This window comes from Shewanella sp. MF05956 (genome assembly GCF_059758055.1).
The window spans coordinates 90979-111988 of sequence record NZ_JCAYNV010000002.1 but is presented as its reverse complement, the minus strand read 5'-3'; the positions used below and the strand labels follow the sequence as shown (position 1 = coordinate 111988).

19 protein-coding genes are annotated in these 21010 nt (G+C 43.2%); 13 read left to right on the top strand and 6 right to left on the bottom strand.

Going from position 1 to position 21010, the window contains the following annotated elements; all coding sequences use genetic code 11:
* Nucleotides 1-226 precede the first annotated feature (226 nt).
* From gshA to AC19MX_RS02400, 3 genes are all read left to right on the top strand, one after another.
* The gene (gshA, locus tag AC19MX_RS02410) at nt 227-1852 is read left to right on the top strand and encodes a glutamate--cysteine ligase (protein ID WP_432398955.1); all 1626 of its coding nucleotides are present in this window, start codon (nt 227-229) and stop codon (nt 1850-1852) included.
* A gap of 2 nt (nt 1853-1854) precedes the next feature.
* Nucleotides 1855-2316, top strand: a complete 462-nt coding sequence (locus AC19MX_RS02405) for a hypothetical protein (protein ID WP_432398954.1) — start codon at nt 1855-1857, stop codon at nt 2314-2316.
* Between the two features lie 106 nt (nt 2317-2422).
* Complete coding sequence (locus tag AC19MX_RS02400) at nt 2423-3022, top strand: transglycosylase SLT domain-containing protein (protein ID WP_432398953.1); 600 nt, start codon at nt 2423-2425, stop codon at nt 3020-3022.
* A gap of 121 nt (nt 3023-3143) precedes the next feature.
* On the opposite strand, the gene purK is transcribed toward AC19MX_RS02400, so the two are convergent.
* The gene (gene purK, locus AC19MX_RS02395) at nt 3144-4226 is read right to left on the bottom strand and encodes a 5-(carboxyamino)imidazole ribonucleotide synthase (protein WP_432398952.1); all 1083 of its coding nucleotides are present in this window, start codon (nt 4224-4226) and stop codon (nt 3144-3146) included.
* Nucleotides 4226-4717, bottom strand: coding sequence for a 5-(carboxyamino)imidazole ribonucleotide mutase (gene purE, locus AC19MX_RS02390; protein ID WP_432398951.1), 492 nt, complete (start codon nt 4715-4717; stop codon nt 4226-4228). Before purE ends, purK begins: the two co-directional genes overlap by 1 nt.
* A 298-nt stretch (nt 4718-5015) precedes the next feature.
* Between purE and AC19MX_RS02385 the strand changes: the two genes are divergently transcribed.
* The 4 genes from AC19MX_RS02385 (at nt 5016) to AC19MX_RS02370 (ending at nt 11784) form a co-directional block, all read left to right on the top strand.
* Entirely contained in the window at nt 5016-6821 is a 1806-nt protein-coding gene (locus tag AC19MX_RS02385) for a vWA domain-containing protein (RefSeq protein ID WP_432399203.1), read from the top strand.
* A gap of 106 nt (nt 6822-6927) precedes the next feature.
* On the top strand, nt 6928-7473 hold the full coding sequence (locus AC19MX_RS02380; protein ID WP_432399202.1) for a sigma-70 family RNA polymerase sigma factor: 546 nt from the start codon (nt 6928-6930) through the stop codon (nt 7471-7473).
* Entirely contained in the window at nt 7470-8327 is an 858-nt protein-coding gene (locus AC19MX_RS02375) for a hypothetical protein (RefSeq protein ID WP_432398950.1), read from the top strand. Before AC19MX_RS02380 ends, AC19MX_RS02375 begins: the two co-directional genes overlap by 4 nt.
* Before the next feature lie 160 nt (nt 8328-8487).
* The gene (locus AC19MX_RS02370) at nt 8488-11784 is read left to right on the top strand and encodes a S41 family peptidase (RefSeq protein ID WP_432398949.1); all 3297 of its coding nucleotides are present in this window, start codon (nt 8488-8490) and stop codon (nt 11782-11784) included.
* 173 nt (nt 11785-11957) lie between these two features.
* Here AC19MX_RS02370 and AC19MX_RS02365 read toward each other — a convergent pair whose 3' ends face one another.
* Nucleotides 11958-12398, bottom strand: coding sequence for an OsmC family protein (locus tag AC19MX_RS02365; protein WP_432398948.1), 441 nt, complete (start codon nt 12396-12398; stop codon nt 11958-11960).
* Between the two features lie 200 nt (nt 12399-12598).
* On the bottom strand, nt 12599-13249 hold the full coding sequence (locus AC19MX_RS02360) for a DsbA family oxidoreductase (RefSeq protein WP_432398947.1): 651 nt from the start codon (nt 13247-13249) through the stop codon (nt 12599-12601).
* Nucleotides 13250-13666: 417 nt separating this feature from the next.
* Between AC19MX_RS02360 and hpf the strand changes: the two genes are divergently transcribed.
* Nucleotides 13667-14023: a ribosome hibernation-promoting factor, HPF/YfiA family gene (gene hpf, locus AC19MX_RS02355; protein ID WP_188923838.1), complete on the top strand. Its 357-nt coding sequence runs from the start codon at nt 13667-13669 to the stop codon at nt 14021-14023.
* Between the two features lie 602 nt (nt 14024-14625).
* On the opposite strand, the gene AC19MX_RS02350 is transcribed toward hpf, so the two are convergent.
* A complete protein-coding gene (locus tag AC19MX_RS02350; RefSeq protein ID WP_432398946.1) occupies nt 14626-15351 on the bottom strand; it encodes a YebC/PmpR family DNA-binding transcriptional regulator in 726 nt (241 codons plus the stop codon).
* A 421-nt stretch (nt 15352-15772) separates the two neighbouring features.
* Between AC19MX_RS02350 and AC19MX_RS02345 the strand changes: the two genes are divergently transcribed.
* Nucleotides 15773-16021: a TIGR02922 family protein gene (locus AC19MX_RS02345; protein WP_432398945.1), complete on the top strand. Its 249-nt coding sequence runs from the start codon at nt 15773-15775 to the stop codon at nt 16019-16021.
* Between the two features lie 47 nt (nt 16022-16068).
* On the opposite strand, the gene AC19MX_RS02340 is transcribed toward AC19MX_RS02345, so the two are convergent.
* Entirely contained in the window at nt 16069-16653 is a 585-nt protein-coding gene (locus AC19MX_RS02340) for a TetR/AcrR family transcriptional regulator (protein ID WP_432398944.1), read from the bottom strand.
* A 145-nt stretch (nt 16654-16798) separates the two neighbouring features.
* On the opposite strand from AC19MX_RS02340, the gene AC19MX_RS02335 reads away from it, so the two are divergent.
* The 4 genes from AC19MX_RS02335 (at nt 16799) to AC19MX_RS02320 (ending at nt 20302) form a co-directional block, all read left to right on the top strand.
* Nucleotides 16799-17842, top strand: coding sequence for an alkene reductase (locus AC19MX_RS02335; protein ID WP_432398943.1), 1044 nt, complete (start codon nt 16799-16801; stop codon nt 17840-17842).
* A 231-nt stretch (nt 17843-18073) separates the two neighbouring features.
* On the top strand, nt 18074-19405 hold the full coding sequence (locus tag AC19MX_RS02330) for a protein kinase (RefSeq protein ID WP_432398942.1): 1332 nt from the start codon (nt 18074-18076) through the stop codon (nt 19403-19405).
* A gap of 160 nt (nt 19406-19565) precedes the next feature.
* The gene (locus AC19MX_RS02325) at nt 19566-19757 is read left to right on the top strand and encodes a ribbon-helix-helix protein (RefSeq protein WP_432398941.1); all 192 of its coding nucleotides are present in this window, start codon (nt 19566-19568) and stop codon (nt 19755-19757) included.
* Nucleotides 19758-19957: 200 nt separating this feature from the next.
* Complete coding sequence (locus AC19MX_RS02320; RefSeq protein WP_432398940.1) at nt 19958-20302, top strand: zinc ribbon domain-containing protein YjdM; 345 nt, start codon at nt 19958-19960, stop codon at nt 20300-20302.
* Nucleotides 20303-21010: the final 708 nt, after the last annotated feature.

Here is a 21010-nt window from a genome sequence, read left to right as displayed (position 1 = left end):
GCCATCGTTCGTATTAGCTCATCAACGTCGGTCATTAAAGTATTTGAACGGCTTAGGCCTTATAAACGGTAACCGTAGCGTGTTGCCGTTTTTATTTTATTCAGCGTAGCTAGCAAGATGACTAGTTCACGTAGAGAAACATTTTTTGCGAATTTAGTAACAATATCCTTTATTATCAGGTCTAGCTGTTTACTCGCAATGCGAATCCATAAAAGAGAGTAATAAATTGAAGTCTTTCAATGAAAAAGTCGAACACTTAAGCGACACTCAAGGCCGAGAGGCATTATTGGGCATGTTACGTGGTATTGAACGTGAAGCATTGCGTATTGATGAAAAAGGTCATTTAGCTCAAGACGAGCATCCAAAAGCGCTTGGTTCAGCATTAACCAACTCGCGGATCACCACAGATTACAGTGAAGCATTACTCGAATTTATTACTCCTGTAAGTAAAAGTATTGATGATTTACTTGAAGGCTTAACTCAAACTCATGCTTACAGCGTTCGCAATCTTAATGGTCAAAAATTGTGGCCAGTCAGCATGCCTTGTTTTGTCGGTGACGTCGCTAGCATCCCCGTTGCGCGTTATGGCACTTCCAATACCGGTAAGATGAAAACGTTATACCGTAAAGGCTTAACTCACCGATATGGTGCCCTCATGCAAATTATTGCGGGTGTGCATTTTAACTTTTCGGTATCCAATGATTTATGGCAACGTTTGTATGACGACAAAATTGCTAACGGCAATGGCACCGCGTGTTGCAGCAAAAGTATCACTTTTGATGATTTTGTTTCAGAGTCTTATTTTGGCATGATCCGTAACTACCGCCGCCTAGTGTGGGTGTTACCGTATTTATTTGGTTCATCGCCTGCGTTATGTAGCTCGTTTATTAAAGATCAAGAAGTCGACTTTGAGTTTGAAAAAACCGGAAAGGGCACCTTATATTTGCCTTATGCAACCTCGTTGCGTATGAGTGATTTAGGCTACACCAATAAAGAGCAAGACACGTTAAATATCAGCTACAACTCATTGCCAGAATATCTCGAAGGTGTGGGCGCCGCGATTAAGATGCCATCGAAAAAGTTTGCTCAAATTGGGGTTAATGTTGATGGTGAGTTCCGTCAACTTAACAGCAATATTTTACAAATTGAAAACGAGTTTTATGCACCAATTCGTGCCAAACGAGTGACAAAGAAAGGCGAAAAGCCTTCGCAAGCATTGGCGCGGGCAGGGGTTGAATACATCGAAGTGCGCGCATTAGATGTGAACCCGTTTAGCCCAGTCGGTATTGATGCAACACAAGTGCGCTTCCTCGACTTATTTTTATTACATTGTTTACTGTCACCTTCAGAAGACACTGATGCTGTTGGCGAAGCTGAAATCGCTGCTAACTTAAAAGCGGTGGTGCTAGAAGGGCGAAAACCAGGATTAATGTTGCAACGTAATGGCCAAGCCATAGGCTTAAATCCATGGATGCATGAGTTGTTTACCGAGTTATCTACCCTTGCGGTATTACTGGACGGCGATGATAGCCATGCTTATCAAACGGCGTTGAGCTCATGGAAAGAAGCGATTGACGATCCAGATAAAACCTTATCGGGCCGTGTGATGAATGAAGTGGTTGTAAAAGGCACCGATCATAGTGTGTGGGTAAAGCAACTTGCCGGAGACTATCACGAGTTTTTAAGCCATTATCCGTTAAGTGAAGCGACTGAAAAGGGCTATGCCGACGAAGCCAAAGCTTCGTTAGTTGAACTGCAACACATTGAAGATCAGCCTCAAGATACGTTTAGTGAGTTTTTAAAGCAGTATTTTAAAGATGTCGTGCCAGCAGGCACGTTTGAGGTTAAATAAACATGCAAAGCAAGTTATCTTGGCGCCGCTTAGCATCACCTGTTGCAATGTGTTTATCGATAACTATATTGCAAGGGTGTGCTTCGTCGCCAGATGACATCGCCGCCTGTGGCACTGTGTCGAGCTACTTAGCGCCCGATAACAGTGCCCAGCTGTACCGCGTTGTGGTGACCCATCTTGATGGTGTACCAGTAATTTCCAGACCCAACTACCCACTTTCTGTCGGTAAACACGAGTTTACTGTCGCTGAGCTCATTAACGCGCCAGAGCTCAAAGTGTCATTAGCGGCTCGTAAAGTTAAAGTGCTTAGCGTTGATGTGAGCGCCGACCAACGCTACCACATTGCCGCTCAATTCAATATCGACCGAATTTATATTGGTTCAAATCAAGGTTATTGGCAGCCAATTGTTTGGCAAACAGAATCACATGAGTGTGAAATGAAACGCAAACCTGAATTGCATTAATGGTTTATTGATGTAAAACTCACCAGCATCATCATAGGCTTAGGTTGTTAACTTGAGTGTCATTTTGGCTAGCGTGAGTTGTTCATTAAGTGCAAATAGAGGTGTTATGAAGCTTTTTTTAGCTATTATTAGCTCAGTCGTATTACTGCAACTATCAGGTTGTGCCACCTCTCCGCCAAAAGAACCAGACAACATTTGTTCCATCTTTAAAGAACACAGCTCCTGGTACGATGCTGCGGTTGATACCCGAGAAAAGTGGGGTGTGCCAGTGCATATTCCATTAGCGATGATGTATCAAGAAAGTGGCTTTAGACATAATGCAGCGCCGCCAATGGAATACTTTTTAGGATTCATTCCAACGGGTCGCGCGAGTGATGCCTATGGTTATGCTCAGGCTAAAAACATGACCTGGGACGACTACGTAAGAGAAACCGGTAACAGTTGGTCAAGTCGCAGCGACTTTGACGATGCGATGGATTTTATGGGCTGGTATATCTATAAAACCAATAAAGTGAATGGCGTGTCTAAATGGGATGCTAAGAATCAATATTTAAATTATCACGAAGGTTGGAGCGGTTATAAACGCGGCTCTTATAAAGCGAAGAAATGGTTAATCCCTGTTGCCAACAAAGTTGACCAACGCGCCAGACGTTACGCGGCCCAATACGGTCAATGCAAAGACGATTTAGATTCATCCTGGTGGTGATGAACCACCCTAATTAATTGAATTTATTTAAAGTTGTCAGTCATAAAAAAAGGAGCCTAGGCTCCTTTTTTCGTCGTTAATCAGATTTCGTCGTTAATCAGATTTCGTCGTTAATAAGATATTAAGCAAATTCAGCCAAAATCCAATCTAATGGTGCCTGGTATTGCTGTGGCATCCAGTTTTTTAGTTGGCTTATGCTGTCATCTAACATGGCTTTATTGTGCACCGACAAGTTTAAGTGACCCACTTTTCGGCCAACTCTGACGTCTTTGTTGTACCAAAATAACTCAGCATTAGGCAGGCTTAACCAGCGGTCGTCTTTATCAACGCCAATTAAGTTAACCATCACACATTGAAAATTAACCTGTGGTTGATGCATAGGTAAATTGCACAGCGCGCGTAAATGCAGTTCAAACTGGTTAATGTGACAGCCAGCCTGAGTCCAATGGCCTGAGTTATGCACTCTTGGTGCAAGCTCGTTAACCATTAAATGTTCACCAACTCTAAAACACTCCATCGCCATTACGCCCACATATTCAAGGCCGTTCATCACCTTGCTTAACATGGTTTCCGCTTCCGCTTGTAGCGGTGCTAAACGGCTTAGTGGCGCTATCGATGCCATTAAAATACCGTCTTGATGCAGATTGAGTGTTAAAGGGTAAAACAAACAACGGCCATCCTGGGTGCGCACACCCACTAATGACACTTCTTCGTCAAAATTAATCGCTTGCTCGGCAATGGCTTCATTGCGCCAATCATCAGGAATCGTGGTTGCTTCGACCTGTTTTAACCAATGTTGACCTTTACCGTCATAACCGCCTGTGCGACGTTTTAACAATACCCGTTCACCATAAGCACTGTGTAGTGTTTCGGTGCTGGTATTGCCATCGACTAATTGCCACGGTGAGGTTGCCACCGACAATTCATCTAACAGGCTTTTTTGCGTAAAACGATCCGCTAAACGACCAAATACAGGGCCGTTGATAAAATGTGGGTGCTGGCTTAATTGCAAACTGAGTTGCGATTCTGGCCATTGTTCACGTTCAGCAGTAATAATGTCGTCGGCCAGTAGCGGTAATTGCACATCAGATGGGGTCATAATATCAACTGGACGCACATTAATGCCCAGTGGCTGCCCTGCATGGCTGAGCATTGCGCCTAATTGACCATCGCCTAATACCCAAAGATTTTTTGGCAATGTCATTAGTCTTCTCTCGGATCGGGATTATCTAGAATAGAGCGAGTTTGCTCATCGCGAAACGCCTCTAAGCGCGCAGCTAAATCAGCGTCAGTAAGGGCTAAAATTTGGCTAGCCAGTAGGCCTGCGTTAAATGCGCCGGCAGTACCAATGGCTAAAGTGCCAACCGCAATCCCTTTAGGCATTTGAACAATAGACAATAAGCTGTCCATGCCTGATAACGCCTTACTTTGCACTGGCACACCTAATACAGGTAAACGAGTTTTAGAGGCGATCATACCTGGTAAATGGGCTGCTCCGCCTGCGCCACCAATAATGACTTTATAGCCTTTATCTGCAGCAGAACTTGCAAATTCCATTAGCTTGTCTGGTGTTCGGTGAGCTGAAACAACTTCAACATGATAAGGCACTTGGAGCTTATCCATTATTTCAGCGGCGGCTTCCATTGTCGGCCAATCACTTTTCGAACCCATTACAACAGCAACTAGGGCTTGCATGTTAACTCCTTAATGTACTTATTCTATTAGTATATTTTGTTAATTCACTGGGTAAATAACCCGAGCGATCAACCTCAATATTAAGGCGATAAAAAAGGGGCTAGATAATAGCATAAGCCGTGCGCTATTGGCTGCACTTCAGTGTTTCTTGAGGCTAACACTCAGTTTCTAAATACGAAAACTGTTTTGTGATGTTTAAGTAACTAAAAAATACCATTCAAATAACCCTTTTTGAATTTGCACTCGTTAATAGTCAGTAACGACACAACAGACGCTTAATCAAAAGGGCACCATTATGATGGATTATCAGCACGTATTTAACCGAAGTATGTTGGCACTATTAATCAGTGGCATTGTTATGGGCGGCTGCGCAAAAGAGTCAAGCGATTCCGCTCAGCACCAGCAAGGTCAGAGTCATTCCACTATGAGTGCCCCTGAACCCATAGCCGCGAAAAAAGATCTACCAGTGAGCGATTATCAGCTAAAACCACAACAAGCTGAAATAATGATTTCTGCAAAGGAACAAGCTCATCGACTTGTTAAACAGCGCCAACAATTGAGTGAAGCGAATGTGATGGCCAGTGTCATGCCAATGCACAGCGAGAATCGCCACCTAAGCTCTGCGCCTATCAATAATGATAAATTTGCCGCAGTGGTGCAAAACGGCAATATGGTGGCGGCTGAAACGCCAGTTTCAACGTTTTCAATCGATGTTGATACCGGAAGTTACAGCACCACTCGCAGTATGATTAATCAAGGCCAATTACCGGCTAAAGACAGCGTGCGAGTCGAGGAGTTGATTAACTACTTTAGCTACGATTATCCAGCGCCAAGTGATGCCGATGCGCCCTTTAATGTCACCACAGAATTAGCGCCATCGCCCTACAATCAAGACTCGCAATTATTACGCATCGGTATTAAAGGCTATGATATTGCCGCTGAGCAACTCGGTGCCAGTAATCTGGTGTTGTTGTTAGATGTGTCTGGGTCAATGTCATCACACGATAAACTGCCATTATTAAAACAAGCACTATTAATGCTCAGCCAGCAATTGTCGGCACAAGATAAAGTCTCGATTGTGGTTTACGCGGGTGCCAGTGGGATAGTGTTAGATGGTGTTGCCGGTAATGACTTTACGGCAATCAGCCATGCGCTGAATCAGTTAACTGCTCAAGGTGGCACCAATGGCAGCCAAGGGATACAACTCGCGTATCAAATGGCACAGAAGCATTTTATTGAAAACGGCACTAATCGCGTTATTTTAGCCACCGATGGCGACTTTAACCTCGGCATGACTGACCATCAGCAGCTGGTGGATTATGTGGCAAAACACAGTAAAAGCGGGATTGGGTTATCGACGCTAGGTTTTGGTTTAGGGTCTGGTAATGGTGGTTATAACGACCATTTGTTGGAGCAATTGTCGAATAAAGCCAATGGCCAATATGCCTACATTGATACCTTAAATGAAGCGCGTAAAGTGTTGGTTGATCAGCTCAGTGCCACCTTGTTAACTATTGCGCATGACGTCAAAGTGCAAGTAGAGTTTAACCCTGCAGTGGTATCAGAATACCGCTTAATCGGTTACGAAAACCGTTTATTAAATCGCAGCGACTTTAACAATGACGCCGTTGATGCTGGCGAGATTGGTGCAGGCCACAGTGTCACCGCACTATACGAGTTACGCTATAATGACAGCCACAATAAGCTAGTTGATCCGCTGCGTTACTCTGCATCAACGGTTGCTGATGCTGATGTTGCGATAAATACCGATGAAGTGGCTTTTCTCAAACTGCGTTATAAAGCCATTGGCGGCCAAGCAAGTCAGTTATTAACTTATCCAATTAGTCGGCAGCAACAATTAAACCACTTACAACAAGCCAGTGAAGACTTGCGCTTTGCCGCTGCGGTAGCCGGATTTGGCCAATTGCTCAACCATAATAATTATGTCCACGATACTGATTATGCTAAGTTAATTGCACTTGCCGAATCGGCAATGGGCCAAGACAGTTTTGGTTATCGCCATGAGTTTGTACAGTTATTGAAAACGGCCAAAGTATTGTCTGAGCAAACTGCATTGACCGTTAACCCTACTAACCCATACTAAGGATAAAATGGTGCCAACACTCATACAGTCAAAAGATGCACAGCCAAAAGATGCGCTGCCCAAAGATGACATTTTAGTGCCTCAAGCCGGTAGTGACGAGCAACTTATGCTCGACTACCAGGCTGGAAACATCAGTGCATTTGACGCGCTATATCGTAAACACAAAGGCCCTTTATATCGTTATTTTGTTCGTCAATTACGTGACCAACAATTAGCTGAGGATTTGTATCAAGACACCTGGGGCAAAGTCATCAATGCCTCGTCGCAATATCAAGTCAGCGCTAAATTTACGACTTGGCTGTATAAAATTGCCCACAATTTACTGATTGACCATGTGCGGGCGGTTAAGCCCCTCGATAAGGTAACCGCACTTGGCGAAGATAAAACCATGGACAGCCTGCAAGCTGATGATCAAACTTCGCCCGAGCCACAAGTTGAGCAACAGCAACAGGCCAACATGATAAAAGGGTGCATAGCCAAGTTACCCGCTGTGCAAAAAGAAGCATTTTTACTCAATATCGAAATGGGCATGACTGCAGCCATGATCAGCGACATTGCTAACGTCACCCTAGAAGCAACCAAAAGCCGCATTCGTTATGCTTATCAAAGTATTAAACAATGTATTGCGAATCAATTGCAGGAGATAACATGATGAATAAGCCACAAGATCATGATGCAGAGTTCACAGCATTACAAACCGAAATTAAAGATGCTTACCATCAACAACCATTAGAGCAACCCTCAGCAGAACTAGATGAAGCCATATTAGCCAAAGCGCGTTCAGGTGCTAATGTAACTAAAGCTACCCGTTCAGTAAAAAAATCAATCTGGCAACGCAATGCATGGGTGTTTTCAAGCGCAGCCTCGGTATTGCTGGTGGCGGGACTATTTATCTTAAACCCAAGTTTACAAAAGCAGTTTGGCACAGACTTAGATCAACATTTACCTGAACCGTCGGCATCATTTAAGCCGCTTAAATCGAAAGTAGATGCTCCTCAAGTCTCTGAGTCACCTATTGAAGATGCCACAGCTGCAGAATCGATTGCCGTACAGGGATTATCGATGAGTGCTACACCAATGGATACCCAAAGTGTTAATCGTCAATCGATCAGTGAAGAAAGCCGTAATGAGAGCACTGAAGCAGCTAATATTACTGGATCTGTTGGTTCTCAAATGGCAGACAAATCGTCTGCGGTAATGAGTGCTGCGCCAGCTAACGTCAATCCACAAGCACAAAAGAAAGCCCTGCAACTGCAATCTAGTCGCCATGCCAAAGAGGTACAACAAGTGAAACAATCATTTAATGGTTCACTAAAAGGGGACATTGAGTTAGATACTGCCGATGTTGCCTTGGAACGTTTAACCGTATTGATGGCCGACAATAAACTTATCCAGGCAGAGCGTTATATGATCACCATCGATCAACGCTTCCCTGAGCTATCAGACCCGTCGCATCCACTTTATGAGCAATACCATAAAATCGTACTGCAATTGACTTCGCAATAAGCAAAATATCAGAATCTGAAGGTTAGAAAATACCCACGGCTAAGCAATGATTGCTTAGCCGTTTTTGGTTACATTTTTGTGCTGCAAAAAATGGCATAAGTCTGATAATGTGAAAACATCGTTAAAAAGGCCTTAAACAGAATAAAGGAAACACTTCGTCATGAAACTTCGCCGCTCTGTAACACATTGCATGTTGGCTTTAGGCACATTAGCCTGCTCATCAATGATCTTCGCCAATGCATCAAATCAAGGCTATTACCGTGCGCCAGCGCTGCATGACCAAACGGTAGTCTTTACCGCAGAAGGCGACTTGTGGACCACACAACTCAATCAAGGCAACGCTAACATCAAAGCCAGTCGCTTAACCAGTTTGGCGGCAGAAGAGCTCGATGCCACTATTTCTAAAGATGGCAAATGGGTGGCTTATACCGCCAATTACGAAGGTGCTACCGAAGTGTATGTCATGCCAATTACAGGCGGCGTGGCTAAACGCGTGAGCTTTGAAAACAGCCGAGTGCGCCTACAAGGTTGGACCGCCGCTGGTGAGGTGTTGTATTCCACCGACAATGCCTTTGGCCCTGCTAACTTTTGGGTACTTAAAACCGTTAATCCACAAACCCTAACGTTAACCGACTTGCCATTAGCCGATGCTTTTGAAGGCACTATCGATGATAAAGGCGAGTATGTGTATTTTACTCAGTTTGGCCTGCAAGTGAGTGGCGACAATGCCAAAGTGTATCGCGGTGGCGCCAAAGGCGAAATTTGGCGTTATAAGATTGGCAGTAAGCAAGAGGCACAACAATTAACCGCCGCTCATGAAGGCTCTGTCAAACAGCCGATGGTATGGCAGCAACGGCTGTATTTTGTCAGCGACCAATCGGGTAACGACAATATTTGGTCAATGAGTGTGGATGGCAAAGACATCAAACAACATACCCAATATACCCAATGGCAAGTGCGTGACGCCCAACTCGATAATGGCCGGATTGTGTTTCAGCAAGGCGCAGATATTAAGTTGCTCAATTTAGCCGACATGGCCGAAAACACGCTTGATATCGAACTCACTAGTGACTTTGCTCACCGCCGTGAACAATGGGTTAACGACCCAATGGATTACGCTACCTCGACCGTGTTTGCACATCAAGGCGACAATGTGGTGATTACCGCTCGCAGCCATGTCGCCATTGCCAGTAACGACGGTCGCCGTTTAGTGCAAATCGACTCGCCAGCAAACAGTCGCGTGCGCGATGCATTATTAAGTGATGACGGCAAATGGGTATATGGCATTAGTGATGCCTCTGGCGAACAAGAAATTTGGCAATATCCAGCAGACGGCTCAGCTGGGGCAAAACAACTGACTAAAGACGGCAACACCCTGCGCACTAGCTTATCGTTATCACCTAATGGCCGCTATTTAGTGCACGACGATTACATGGGCAATGTGTGGTTACTGGATTTAACTCGCAACAACAATCAAAAAATAATCGAAAATGGTGAAGGTTTAGGCCCTTATCAAGACATAAAATGGTCTGGCGACAGCCAATTTATTGCGTTAACGAAATCAGAAATCGGCAAACAGCGTCCGCAAATTGTGTTGTATTCCATTAACGAATCAAAATCACAAACCTTAACCACAGACAAATACGAGTCGTTTTCGCCTAGTTTTAGTGATGACGGTAAATGGCTTTATTTCTTGTCTAACCGCGAGTTTAAAGCCAATCCTGGCTCGCCCTGGGGCGACCGTAATATGGGGCCTATTTTTGACAAACGTACTCAAATATTCGCCTTAGCGTTAGATGCTAAAGCGTCGTTTCCGTTTGCTAAACCCACTGAGCTAACCGTTAACAACGGTGCGAAAAAAGCCGATAAAACAGATCAAGACAGTCCAGCGAAAACCAAAGTCGACTGGGACGGATTAAATCAGCGTTTATGGCAAGTGCCAGTCGATGCCGGCAACTACAGCAGTTTAACGGCAACTAAAGATAAGCTGTATTTATTGGACGTTAGCCAGGATAAAAGCGAGCTAAAGCTGGTTAAGTTTGATGCACAACAACCAAAAGTAGAGACCTTTAGCGACGATGTTGGCCAATATGCATTGGCAAAAGACGGCAGTAAACTCATGCTGCGCAAACAATCTGATCCTAAAAACATCATAATTGTTGATGCAGGCGACAAATTACCGACTGACGTGTCAAAGGCTAAAGTCAGTACCGATCAATGGCAGTTAAGCATTTCGCCACAACAAGAGTGGCAACAGATTTTTGAAGATGCCTGGCTTATGCATCGCGACTCATTTTTTGACCCTAAAATGCGCGGAGTAGACTGGCAAGCTGCCAAAGCCAAGTACCAGCCATTAGTAGACAGACTCACCGACCGTAACGAGCTTAATGACATTTTCATGCAAATGATGGGTGAACTTAACTCATTACACTCGCAAGTGCGTGGTGGCGACATTGCGCAAGATAAAGACGTTGCTAAAGCCGCGGCGTTAGGTGCCAGGTTAACGCAAACCGATAACGGGGTGGTGATTAGTCATATTTATCAAACCGACAATGAGCTGCCATTATCAACATCACCGCTTGCCCGTATTGAAGTTGATGCCCAAGAGGGCGACGTGATCCGTGCGATTAATGGTAAAAATATCGCTTCAATTGCCGATGTCACCCAGTTGCTGCGTAATCAAGGCAATAAACAGGTTTTATTAGGGCTACAACGTGGTAAAAATTCGATTAATACCGTAGTCACCCCACACGATAGCGCGACAGATGCCAAATTACGTTATCTAGATTGGGTAGAGCACAACGGCGCCAAAGTCGCTAAAGCCTCTAAAGGCAATATTGGTTACTTACATCTGTATGCGATGGGCTCGGGTGATGTTGAAAGCTTTGCCCGCGAGTTTTATACCAACTACGACAAAGATGGGTTAATCATTGATGTTCGCCGTAATCGTGGCGGCAATATCGACAGTTGGATTATTGAAAAACTGCTTCGCAGAGCATGGGCATTTTGGCAACCAACCCATGGCAGCACCAATGCCAACATGCAACAAACGTTTAGAGGCCATTTAGTGGTATTGGCCGATCAGATGACTTATTCAGACGGCGAAACCTTCTCTGCCGGTATTCGCGCGCTTAATATTGCGCCCATTATTGGTAAGCAAACGGCTGGTGCTGGAGTGTGGTTGTCGGGGCGAAATTCTGTCACCGACAATGGCATGGCACGTGTTGCTGAATACCCACAGTATGCAATAGATGGTCGCTGGATTGTTGAAGGCCACGGCGTTGAGCCAGACATTGAAGTCGATAACCTACCTTATGCGACGTTTAGTGGTAACGATGCGCAGCTTGAGGCGGCTATCAGTTACTTAAAAGATGAGTTGGTACAACAACCTATTGCGCCATTACAAGGTTTACCTATGTCAAAAACAGGTAAAGCGGGCGACATAAAAACCCAATAGGTTTAGTGTTTCCATGCTTGCAAGCAAAGGCAGTAAGCACGTTTGTTAGCACAGTATTTAAGCACTGTATGTCAGTAAAAAAATGCCCCTGCCAAATTCAATTTGGTAGGGGCATTTTTATTAATGATGAAACATGAGCTTGGCATTAAACCTAACGAGGGTTAATGCGTTGCTTAATTGGTTTTAATCTCTACTTCACAGGCAACTGAGTTAGCAATAAAGCAGTTGGCATGGGCTTTTTCATGTATTTTATCTAAGGTTTCCTGGTCCACTTCAATGCCTTCAGCAAAGGTCACTGTTGGTTCAAGGGTCATTTTTACTACCGCCACTTTACCCGCTTCATTTTTACCTAAATCGGCAGTCGCATGGTCAACATAGCTCAACACGGGCAGTCGCTTTAAATGGGCAATCGCTAAAAAAGTCAGCATGTGGCACGACGACAACGCAGCTAATAAGCTTTCCTCTGGGTTCACTTTTTCTGCATTGCCTTTGTATTCTGGTGCTGATGACGCCTGAATCGTTTGCCCAGTACCAAACTTAACCTCATGATCGCGATTAAACTCACCTTCTTCGCTGGGTGACGATTGCCAATTTATTGTTGTTTTAAAGCCCATTTCGTACTCCAAAGCCACTGTTATATTTAGTGATATTTATGACGACTCAATGTACCGTTTACTGTCAGAGCGAAGGTGAGTAAAACGATAACCTATTATGCTAGATTCAACACCAAGCGCGTGCAAAAGTCTATGAGGCAGATCGAAAAAAAAGCTTTCAATCTGCCACTTCTCATTAGGTTTAAGTCATCTTAGGGGAATTACGCCGCGTCAGTAGTCAACTTCGTGATTAACTCTGCGATTGTCGCGGGCTCTTGTGCGCCAGACACTAAATATTGCTGATTAAATACAATGGCGGGTACGGCCTGAATGCCGCGACTAATCCACAATTGTTCTTCCTCTTTGACAGCTGCTTCAAAGCGTTTATCTGTGAGTACGGCACGTGCTTCAACTGCATCCAAGCCAACCTTTGTCGCAGCTTCAATGAGCACTTCAATATCATCTGGGTTTTTCTGCTCGGTAAAGTAGCTGGTGAACAACGCCAGCTTCAGCTCAGTTTGTTTACCAGACTCAGCAGCCCAATACAGCAGCTGGTGGGCAAGTAGGGTGTTATAAATACGCGATGAGTCTGAAAAGTTAAATTCAAAACCTAAATCGGCACCCATTTGAGTGAGTCGCTGTCTATTTTGTGCACTCTGTTCTGGTGTTGAACCGTACTTTTCGGCAATGTGCTCGCCTAAATGTTGACCATCTGGTCCCATTGCAGGATTGAGTTCAAAAGGGTGCCATTGCAGTGTGACATCGATATCGTCAAATTGGCTCAATGCTTGTTCAAGACGGCGATAACCTACAATGCACCATGGGCACATTACGTCTGAAACGATGTCAATTTGGAGTGATTTTGTTGCCATGGTCGTTCCTATTAATGATTAATTCGGCTTAATTTAGCTAAACCTAAAAAATAAAAATTGCTATATTTGCTTATAAATTAACTGCTTTTAGCGGTTAATTGATGGGTTTATCACCATTTGTATAAACAACACAAAAGTTGCACCCAATGGAGATAAAAATGTGTCTATACTTAAACAGTAATCTGATGTTTAATCAATGTAGGGGTTAGGTCTATTTGATATAGCCCATGCGAGTTGGTTTTAACAATATTGATTTTGATGCACATGTCACATGATTAAATTAACCACTTGTGATTTAACCGACATGCCCCATGTCTAATAATGTAAGCATGCATTTGTACAACGAAGTTATTTATGTCAGCATGCATCTGTACCACGCGATATATTTGGCAAGTAAAATTCTGTTAAGGACAATCTATGAAAATAAATCTTTCTGGTCACCATGTTGATGTTACTGATACTGTCAAACAACACGTAGAAGAAAAATTCGCTAAAATAGCTAGCCATTTCCCAACGCTTATTTCGCTAGATATCATCATCGCTAAAGAGCATGGTGAATATGATGTTGAAATTCGAACCAACTACGAAGGAACTCGAATTGCTGCAAAAGGTAACAACGCAGTAATGTATCCAGCCATTACTAGCGCTGCTAAAAAATTAGATGCTGCACTGAAACACCGTAAAGGCCAACTTAAAGCAGATTTACATGAAAAGCCGGACGTTACGGCGCCTGAAATCGCTTATGAAAAAGTACAAGAGATGGACCTACGTTAATCGTTGATTAACTCGGTTTATTCCCCAAAAAACGCAGCTTACTGGCTGCGTTTTTTATTGTCTAACGTTTATGAAGTGGGTAAAAGAAGACGCTCATTCATGTCGGTGTTATACCAATCTGCATTAATAAGTAACCATTCAGAATGCGTCCAGCGGTTTTTGATTAAGACGTCACTATGGCGTCATCGTTATTCCCAAATAACGAGACCCAGAGCAAAAGCTGCTGGGGCATTCCTTTCTGGCGAATTTTAAAAGGGCTGACACTGCGTTGTATGACGTCGAAAGAGAACCGCTAGTCATTCAGTCATGCGCCTTGTTTAAGCTCTTTACACTCCCGCAGAGTCATCACTTATTAATGCGAAATGGGATTAACCTTGGATCACAATGTAGAGACGCATGCCGATAACAGTCCGCCTATTTCAAACGTACTGTAGCGGCTAAGATTTCATTGCATCTGACGGAATCGATAATTAAGATTTATATTAAAAAGGTAATGGCTTTGAAGGTATATGGTGAGTCTTTAGCGCGTAAATTGTGAGGGGGAGGGGTGTAGCATTAAGCTGTAAAGTGCCCCAAACAGGGCACTTAAACAGCCAATCGAATTATGCTTCGTCGCTAAACTCGACATTGTGGTAAACGTTTTGTACGTCATCACAATCATCAAGAGCCGCTAAAAACTTTTCAAAACTTTCAACATCGTCGCCAGTCAATTCAGTCATTGTTTGCGGTACAAATGCTAAGTTTTCTACCTTAAAGTCAATCTCAGGAAAGGCTTCTGTCAAGGCTGTACGTACATTGTTAAACTCTGATACTGGTGCAAAAACGCTGACGATGCCATCTTCTAGTTCAACGTCGGTCACATCTACGTCAGCCATCATCAATAATTCTAGAATGGCTTCATCGTCTTCGCCTTCAAACACAAATACGGCTTGATGCTCGAACATATGGCCAACAGTACCAGGGCTACCTAATTTGGCGTCGTTTTTAACAAAAGCCTGACGAACCTGAGTAAAGGTGCGGTTACCGTTGTCGGTTAAGCAGTCCACTATCACCATACAGCCGCCTGGGCCAAAACCTTCATAACGGGCAGTATCATAATCTTCACCACCACCACCACGAGCTTTTTCAATGGCACGTTCAATTACGTGTGCGGGTACTTGGTCTTTCTTTGCGCGGGTAATCAAGCTACGTAGTGCGAGGTTACCATCAGGGTCAACACCGCCTTTAGCACAAATATAAATCTCTTTGCCGTAACGTGAGTAAATTCGTGTCTTTTGGCCAGCGGTTTTCGCCATGGATTCTTTTTTATTTTGATATGCTCTGCCCATCTTAATCTCGTTTTAATAAATGTTTAAGGCTAAAAATTGTCATCGATTCTAGCAGGAATATGTGGTGCTGTTTAGGTGCTGGTTCTAAATTTTGTATTAATATAGGTATATAGGCTTGATAACACGATAAATATCCTTATTAGGGCCGTTGCGAGGAGTGTGAGTTTGCTCGAAATACCATGATTTACACATCAGATGTGTTAAGTTTATGTATCAAGTGAGGCCAATCAATAATACAATTTAGCTATATGGTATCGATTACCTACTATAATTAAATAATAAGAGAAAGGACTTCTCTGTGACAATGTTCATGGAATCATGTCTGAGTTTATTGTCATTTATTCTGAGTTGATGTTGATATTTTACAAGTATCAATATCATTTATGCACCGTTCATACATGCTAGAAATGAGAGTCCTATTATGAAATCCGAATCTGCAGATGCAGGTCAAGTATCAAGCGCAACAGTCACCGTGCTGTTTTATGAAGCACCCGCCGGCCTTGAAATGTATAACGCTGTGTTAACTGATCTTGACGTTAGCAAAACGGGTCGTGTGATGATCCCTGAATCTTTTCGACGCGGTAAATCAATTATTGCAGTACTCGAAGGGGAATGCACAATACTGAACTCATTAGGCGAGCGTGTGTATTCTCAGCGTACCGTTGGCTAATCTATCTCAGTTACTTACCAACATAAAAAGACACTCACGTGTCTTTTTTATTGTCTGATTAAATCCGCTAGCAGTTTGTCTGCCAAGGGCTGTAATACTTCTAGGTAAGGTTGAGTATTGGCAACTGTGCGTAAACCGTAAATCCCCATCACCAAATATTGTGCTAAAAACTCACTGTCGCTGTGCTGCGAAATCAGTTGCTGTTGTTTAGCTGTATCAAAAATATGTGCTAAAGCCTGATGCCAAGATTGTAAAAAATTACAGGTTATTTGCTTAATCTGTTCATCTTGCTCACCCATTTCGCTTAACGACTTGGTTAATAAGCACGATTGGGTCGCATCGCAACTTAAGCCCTCTTTCACAATTAATGCTAGGTAATCGCCGAGGTTGTCTAAGGCTGAACGCTCATTAACAAACAGTTGTTGAAACTGTTCGTTGCGGTCTTGTTGATATTGCTCAATAGCGGCAATAAATAAGCCTTTTTTATTATCAAATGCACAATAAATTGACCCAGGATGTAATCCTGTCGCTTTGGTGAGATCCTGCATGCTTGTTTTCGCGTATCCATTCACCATAAAGGTACACATCGCAGCGCGTAACACTTTTTCTTTATCAAATTCAGCATGTCTCATGTTCGGCCACTTTTGGTCAATAACAAAGCGTGATAACTCATATGTCTTGAGTCTAACTAAATTTGATCGACTATTCAAAAAATACTTGAATGTATGTTCAATTAAGAATATTCTTGAATACATATTCAAGAAAGGAGATCGTCACATGACGGCCAGTTTATTTACACCTTACAAACTCAATGAAACCCTAACATTATCAAACAAGATTTTAATGGCACCATTAACGCGTTGTATGGCGGATGATGACTTAGTGCCGACACAGCAGATTGCTGATTATTATGCGCGCCGTGCAGAGGCGGGATTGATCATCAGCGAAGCGACGATTATTCGTCCTGATGGCCAAGGTTATCCAAATACTCCAGGTTTATTTACGCCAGCTCAAATAGAGGGTTGGCGTGTCGTGACCGATGCAGTGCATAAAAATGGTGGCAAAATATTTGCTCAGTTATGGCATACCGGTCGTGTTGCTCATCCACACTTTTTTGGTGGTGGAGACGTATTGTCTGCTTCAGCTCAAGCAGTTGAAGGCACAGTGCCAAGAATGCGCGAATTAGTGTACCAAACCCCAAAAGCAGCAACGTTAGAAGATATCAAACAACTCGTCATCGATTATGCCCAAGCAGCAGCTAATGCGATTGATGCCGGTTTTGACGGTGTAGAAATTCATGGCGCAAATGGTTATTTAATTGACCAGTTTTTACATCACGACAATAACCGCCGCGAAGATGAATACGGTCAAACACCTGAAAACATGTCACGCTTTGCCTTAGAAGTCGTTGATGCTGTTATCGCTCGCATTGGTGCAGACCGCACTGCGCTGCGTGTATCGCCTGGTGCCTATTTCAATATGGCCAGCGATCCACGTGACCGTGATGTGTTTGACTATTTATTACCTGAGTTGGCCAAGCGTAACTTAGCATTTTTACACGGTGGTATTTTTGACGACTCAATGGAGTTTGATTACTTAGGTGGCCGCATTTCAACCTACTTACGCAGTGTTTATCGCGGTACGTTAGTCGGTGTTGGTAGCTACACAGCCGAAACGGGTAGTGTTGCAATTGAAGCGAATAAGTTTGATTTGTTAGCTATTGGTCGCCCGTTTATTGCTAACCCAGATTACGTCGCAAAAGTGCGTGATGGCGTCGAACTTGTGCCTTATGCAGACACCATGTTAGCTGAATTGATTTAAGTTTTTGTTGTTTGCGTGGTTAATCCTTACGGATTATATAAGCGTATTTTTGTAGGAACCCACTTGTTGTCATGCTAATGCCAATGAGTGGTGCTAAATAATCAGCCCCAATTTGTGTATTTTAGCATCCGTCTTGACCACAGCCTTTGCTGTGGTCTTTTTTTTGCCTTAAATTTGTCTCTGCTGGCACTGTCTATTACTATGTCGACAATTTTGGTAAAGAGTCACGTCATGCAAACATTACAACAACTAAACGATGGCCTGCTATTGGGTGCTAAGCAAGTTAAAATAGCACAAGGGTTAACAGTATTTCCCGGCAAACTATTTGAATTAGCAGACTCGCTTGAAGTGCTCGATTTAACTGACAATCAATTGTCATCGTTACCTGATAATTTTGCCGATTTACATCAGTTAAAAATCCTGTTTTTGTCGAATAATCTCTTCGAACATTTACCCGATGTGCTTGGCCAGTGTCCAAAATTAGAAATGATTGGCTTTAAAGCCAACCAAATTCGAACGGTTTCAGAAGCATCTATTCCCAAGCAAACCCGCTGGTTAATTTTAACCGACAACAAGATTGAACAACTGCCAGACAGTTTGGGTCAATGTCATCGTCTTGAGAAACTGGCATTAGCGGGCAATCGCTTAACTTCGCTTCCGAGCAGCATGGTAAATTGCCATCAGTTAGCGTTAATCCGTTTGTCTGCTAACCAGCTTACCGAGTTACCTGATTGGTTATTTAGTTTACCTAGGCTGGCGTGGTTAGCATTTTCTGGTAATCGTTTTAGCCATGTTGAACATTGTGATAACACGCGTGTGCCCACTATTGAGTTAGGCCAATCTAGCTTAGGTAAATTATTAGGGCAGGGAGCATCTGGGTTAATCTATCAAGCTAGATTACATACCGAACCTAAGGCGTTACCGACGTCTTTAGCCGCTATTGCCCAAGATGATGTCGCAATAAAGCTGTTTAAGGGCATGATAACCAGCGACGGTTACCCTGCAGATGAACTAGATTGTTGCTTAACTGCTGGCGATCACCCTAATTTAATCAATGTATTGGCACAGATTAACCAGGCTGATCAATTAGGCTTAGTGATGCAGCTTATTCCGCCAAGCTACGCAAATTTAGGTTTACCGCCATCCTTAAAAACCTGTAGTCGAGATACCTTTGAAGCCCACACCCGTTTTACCTGGCAACGGATTGTTAAGATAGGTTCTCAAATGGCAGATACCTTGGCTCACTTACATCAAAATGGCATTAGCCATGGCGATATTTATGCGCACAACATCATGATAAACCCTCAAGATAATGTGTTATTTGGCGATTTTGGTGCAGCGTCTAACCTCAATAAATTTACCCCCGAGTACCAGCAGTTAATGCAAGCTATAGAGGTCAGGGCATTTGGTAACCTGATTGAAGACATGCTAAATCTGGTTGAACATCCTCATAGCCCCAAGGCGCAAGTTCTACATCAATTGGTGCAAGATTGTTTGCGGCCTAACTTAAGCGCCAGACCGAGTTTTAATGACCTTAAACAACAGCTAGCCAGCATGGCTTAAGTTGCCACTATGATGGTGCTTAGCAATGTAACTTGTATTACTAGGCGGCATTGCTGAGCACCATTATTTAGTAAAATTGAATATCCACTGTGAAATATGGTCTTTAACCTATCACTGCATTATAATCAAATTATCATGTTGCAATTAAAGGTCATCACCAGTGGAAAACAAAACTGCCCGTTTTACTGTATTAATGGACCCGCTAAAAAAGCAGGCATTTGAGAAATTGTGTGCGGCACAAGATCTCACTCCATCACAAGTTACCCGCCAGCTTATTCGTGAATATCTCGAAAAACACGATGTCAGTTTTGGTGACAATCAAAGCCGACCGAACCCTCAAGTTAAAAGCTAATCTATCGCATTTTATGGTGGAGTGTTAACTGGGCTTAACCGCTTAGGCTAGTTAAATTGTGATAATAGCATTATAATGTTATTACAATTTAAGGTGAGGTGGTTTTAGTGGCTATCTCATGCCAATCGATAATGCTTTTCGAACAGTGCCTTAGCTCCTTTATCTGGTTCGACTTAAGCTAAAAATAGAGAGTGAAGTATATGAGTGATGTCATCCCGCCATGCCCAAAGTGTGAATCTCCTTACGCTTATTCAGACGGTACATTATTAATTTGCCCAGAATGCGCCAATGAGTGGAACCCAAATGAAGAAGTGGTTGATCCAGACGCAATCATTTTAAAAGACGCCGTGGGTAACCTATTGGCAGAAGGCGACAAAGTCACCTTAATCAAAGATCTTAAAGTAAAAGGTTCATCACTTGTGCTTAAAGTCGGTACTAAAGCAGTGATCAACCGCTTTTCAACAGGCGACCACGACATCGATTGTAAAGTCGACGGTAACGGCCAAATGATGCTGAAATCGCAGTTTGTAAAAAAACAAAACTAATTGATTGAGCCAGCCACTTTAGGTTACCCACGAGTGAGCTCAACCCTGATGTATAAAAATCCCTGCTGATAGCAATATCAACGGGGATTTTTTATGGACGCCAGTTCAAGTCCCGCCGCCAAACGTCGTGGCGCTTCGCCCACACCAGAGCAAAGGGGTAAAGCGCTTGTACCCCTTTGCAAACCCTCAGCGTTCCGGCAACATTTTCGCTTTTTAACCAAACAACGGCAGCGAAAAAATTGCGACGGAAAATTATCGAGCTTTTGACTTCGTTTGAGTGTTCTTCGGCCTTATTCGAAAATGCTAACGCTTCAGATGGGGCGTCCCTTCCCCTCCAAAGCTAGCTGGCCGTCCATGGCCAGCTCACGTCATTTTCTTCAACGGCCTCAATTTCTGAGTTGAATTTAGGCATTTGAAAGCCATTGTTAACTCGTTTTTGGGCTGAGATACGTTTAAGGAATAAGTTTGAACTGTTTTTATAAAAGTTTAACCTGACCACTAAATTAAGTAGTTAGATGATTGTGATAAAAGCGCTATTAAAACATGAGTTAATTACTTTGTGTGACCAAGGGGTAGAGATTTGAACCCTCCCCCTAATTCTAAGACGCCTGTATTCGCGGGTTGTACGAGTATTGGATTAGTTAATTGTTACACCAAACTGTTACTTTTATCATCAGAAGAATGTTCAGCCTCAAATGTTAAAGCTTA

Bases quoted from the DNA above. Each gene is read 5' to 3' on its own strand.
- AC19MX_RS02335 (WP_432398943.1), top strand. From the start codon at position 16,799: ATGACGGCCAGTTTATTTACACCTTACAAACTCAATGAAACCCTAACA.
- AC19MX_RS02405 (WP_432398954.1), top strand. From the start codon at position 1,855: ATGCAAAGCAAGTTATCTTGGCGCCGCTTAGCATCACCTGTTGCAATG.
- AC19MX_RS02345 (WP_432398945.1), top strand. From the start codon at position 15,773: ATGAAATCCGAATCTGCAGATGCAGGTCAAGTATCAAGCGCAACAGTC.
- AC19MX_RS02380 (WP_432399202.1), top strand. From the start codon at position 6,928: ATGCTCGACTACCAGGCTGGAAACATCAGTGCATTTGACGCGCTATAT.
- AC19MX_RS02370 (WP_432398949.1), top strand. From the start codon at position 8,488: ATGAAACTTCGCCGCTCTGTAACACATTGCATGTTGGCTTTAGGCACA.
- AC19MX_RS02350 (WP_432398946.1), bottom strand. From the start codon at position 15,351: ATGGGCAGAGCATATCAAAATAAAAAAGAATCCATGGCGAAAACCGCT.
- AC19MX_RS02330 (WP_432398942.1), top strand. From the start codon at position 18,074: ATGCAAACATTACAACAACTAAACGATGGCCTGCTATTGGGTGCTAAG.
- hpf (WP_188923838.1), top strand. From the start codon at position 13,667: ATGAAAATAAATCTTTCTGGTCACCATGTTGATGTTACTGATACTGTC.
- purK (WP_432398952.1), bottom strand. From the start codon at position 4,226: ATGACATTGCCAAAAAATCTTTGGGTATTAGGCGATGGTCAATTAGGC.
- purE (WP_432398951.1), bottom strand. From the start codon at position 4,717: ATGCAAGCCCTAGTTGCTGTTGTAATGGGTTCGAAAAGTGATTGGCCG.
- AC19MX_RS02360 (WP_432398947.1), bottom strand. From the start codon at position 13,249: ATGGCAACAAAATCACTCCAAATTGACATCGTTTCAGACGTAATGTGC.
- AC19MX_RS02340 (WP_432398944.1), bottom strand. From the start codon at position 16,653: ATGAGACATGCTGAATTTGATAAAGAAAAAGTGTTACGCGCTGCGATG.
- AC19MX_RS02400 (WP_432398953.1), top strand. From the start codon at position 2,423: ATGAAGCTTTTTTTAGCTATTATTAGCTCAGTCGTATTACTGCAACTA.
- AC19MX_RS02385 (WP_432399203.1), top strand. From the start codon at position 5,016: ATGGATTATCAGCACGTATTTAACCGAAGTATGTTGGCACTATTAATC.
- AC19MX_RS02365 (WP_432398948.1), bottom strand. From the start codon at position 12,398: ATGGGCTTTAAAACAACAATAAATTGGCAATCGTCACCCAGCGAAGAA.
- AC19MX_RS02320 (WP_432398940.1), top strand. From the start codon at position 19,958: ATGAGTGATGTCATCCCGCCATGCCCAAAGTGTGAATCTCCTTACGCT.
- AC19MX_RS02375 (WP_432398950.1), top strand. From the start codon at position 7,470: ATGATGAATAAGCCACAAGATCATGATGCAGAGTTCACAGCATTACAA.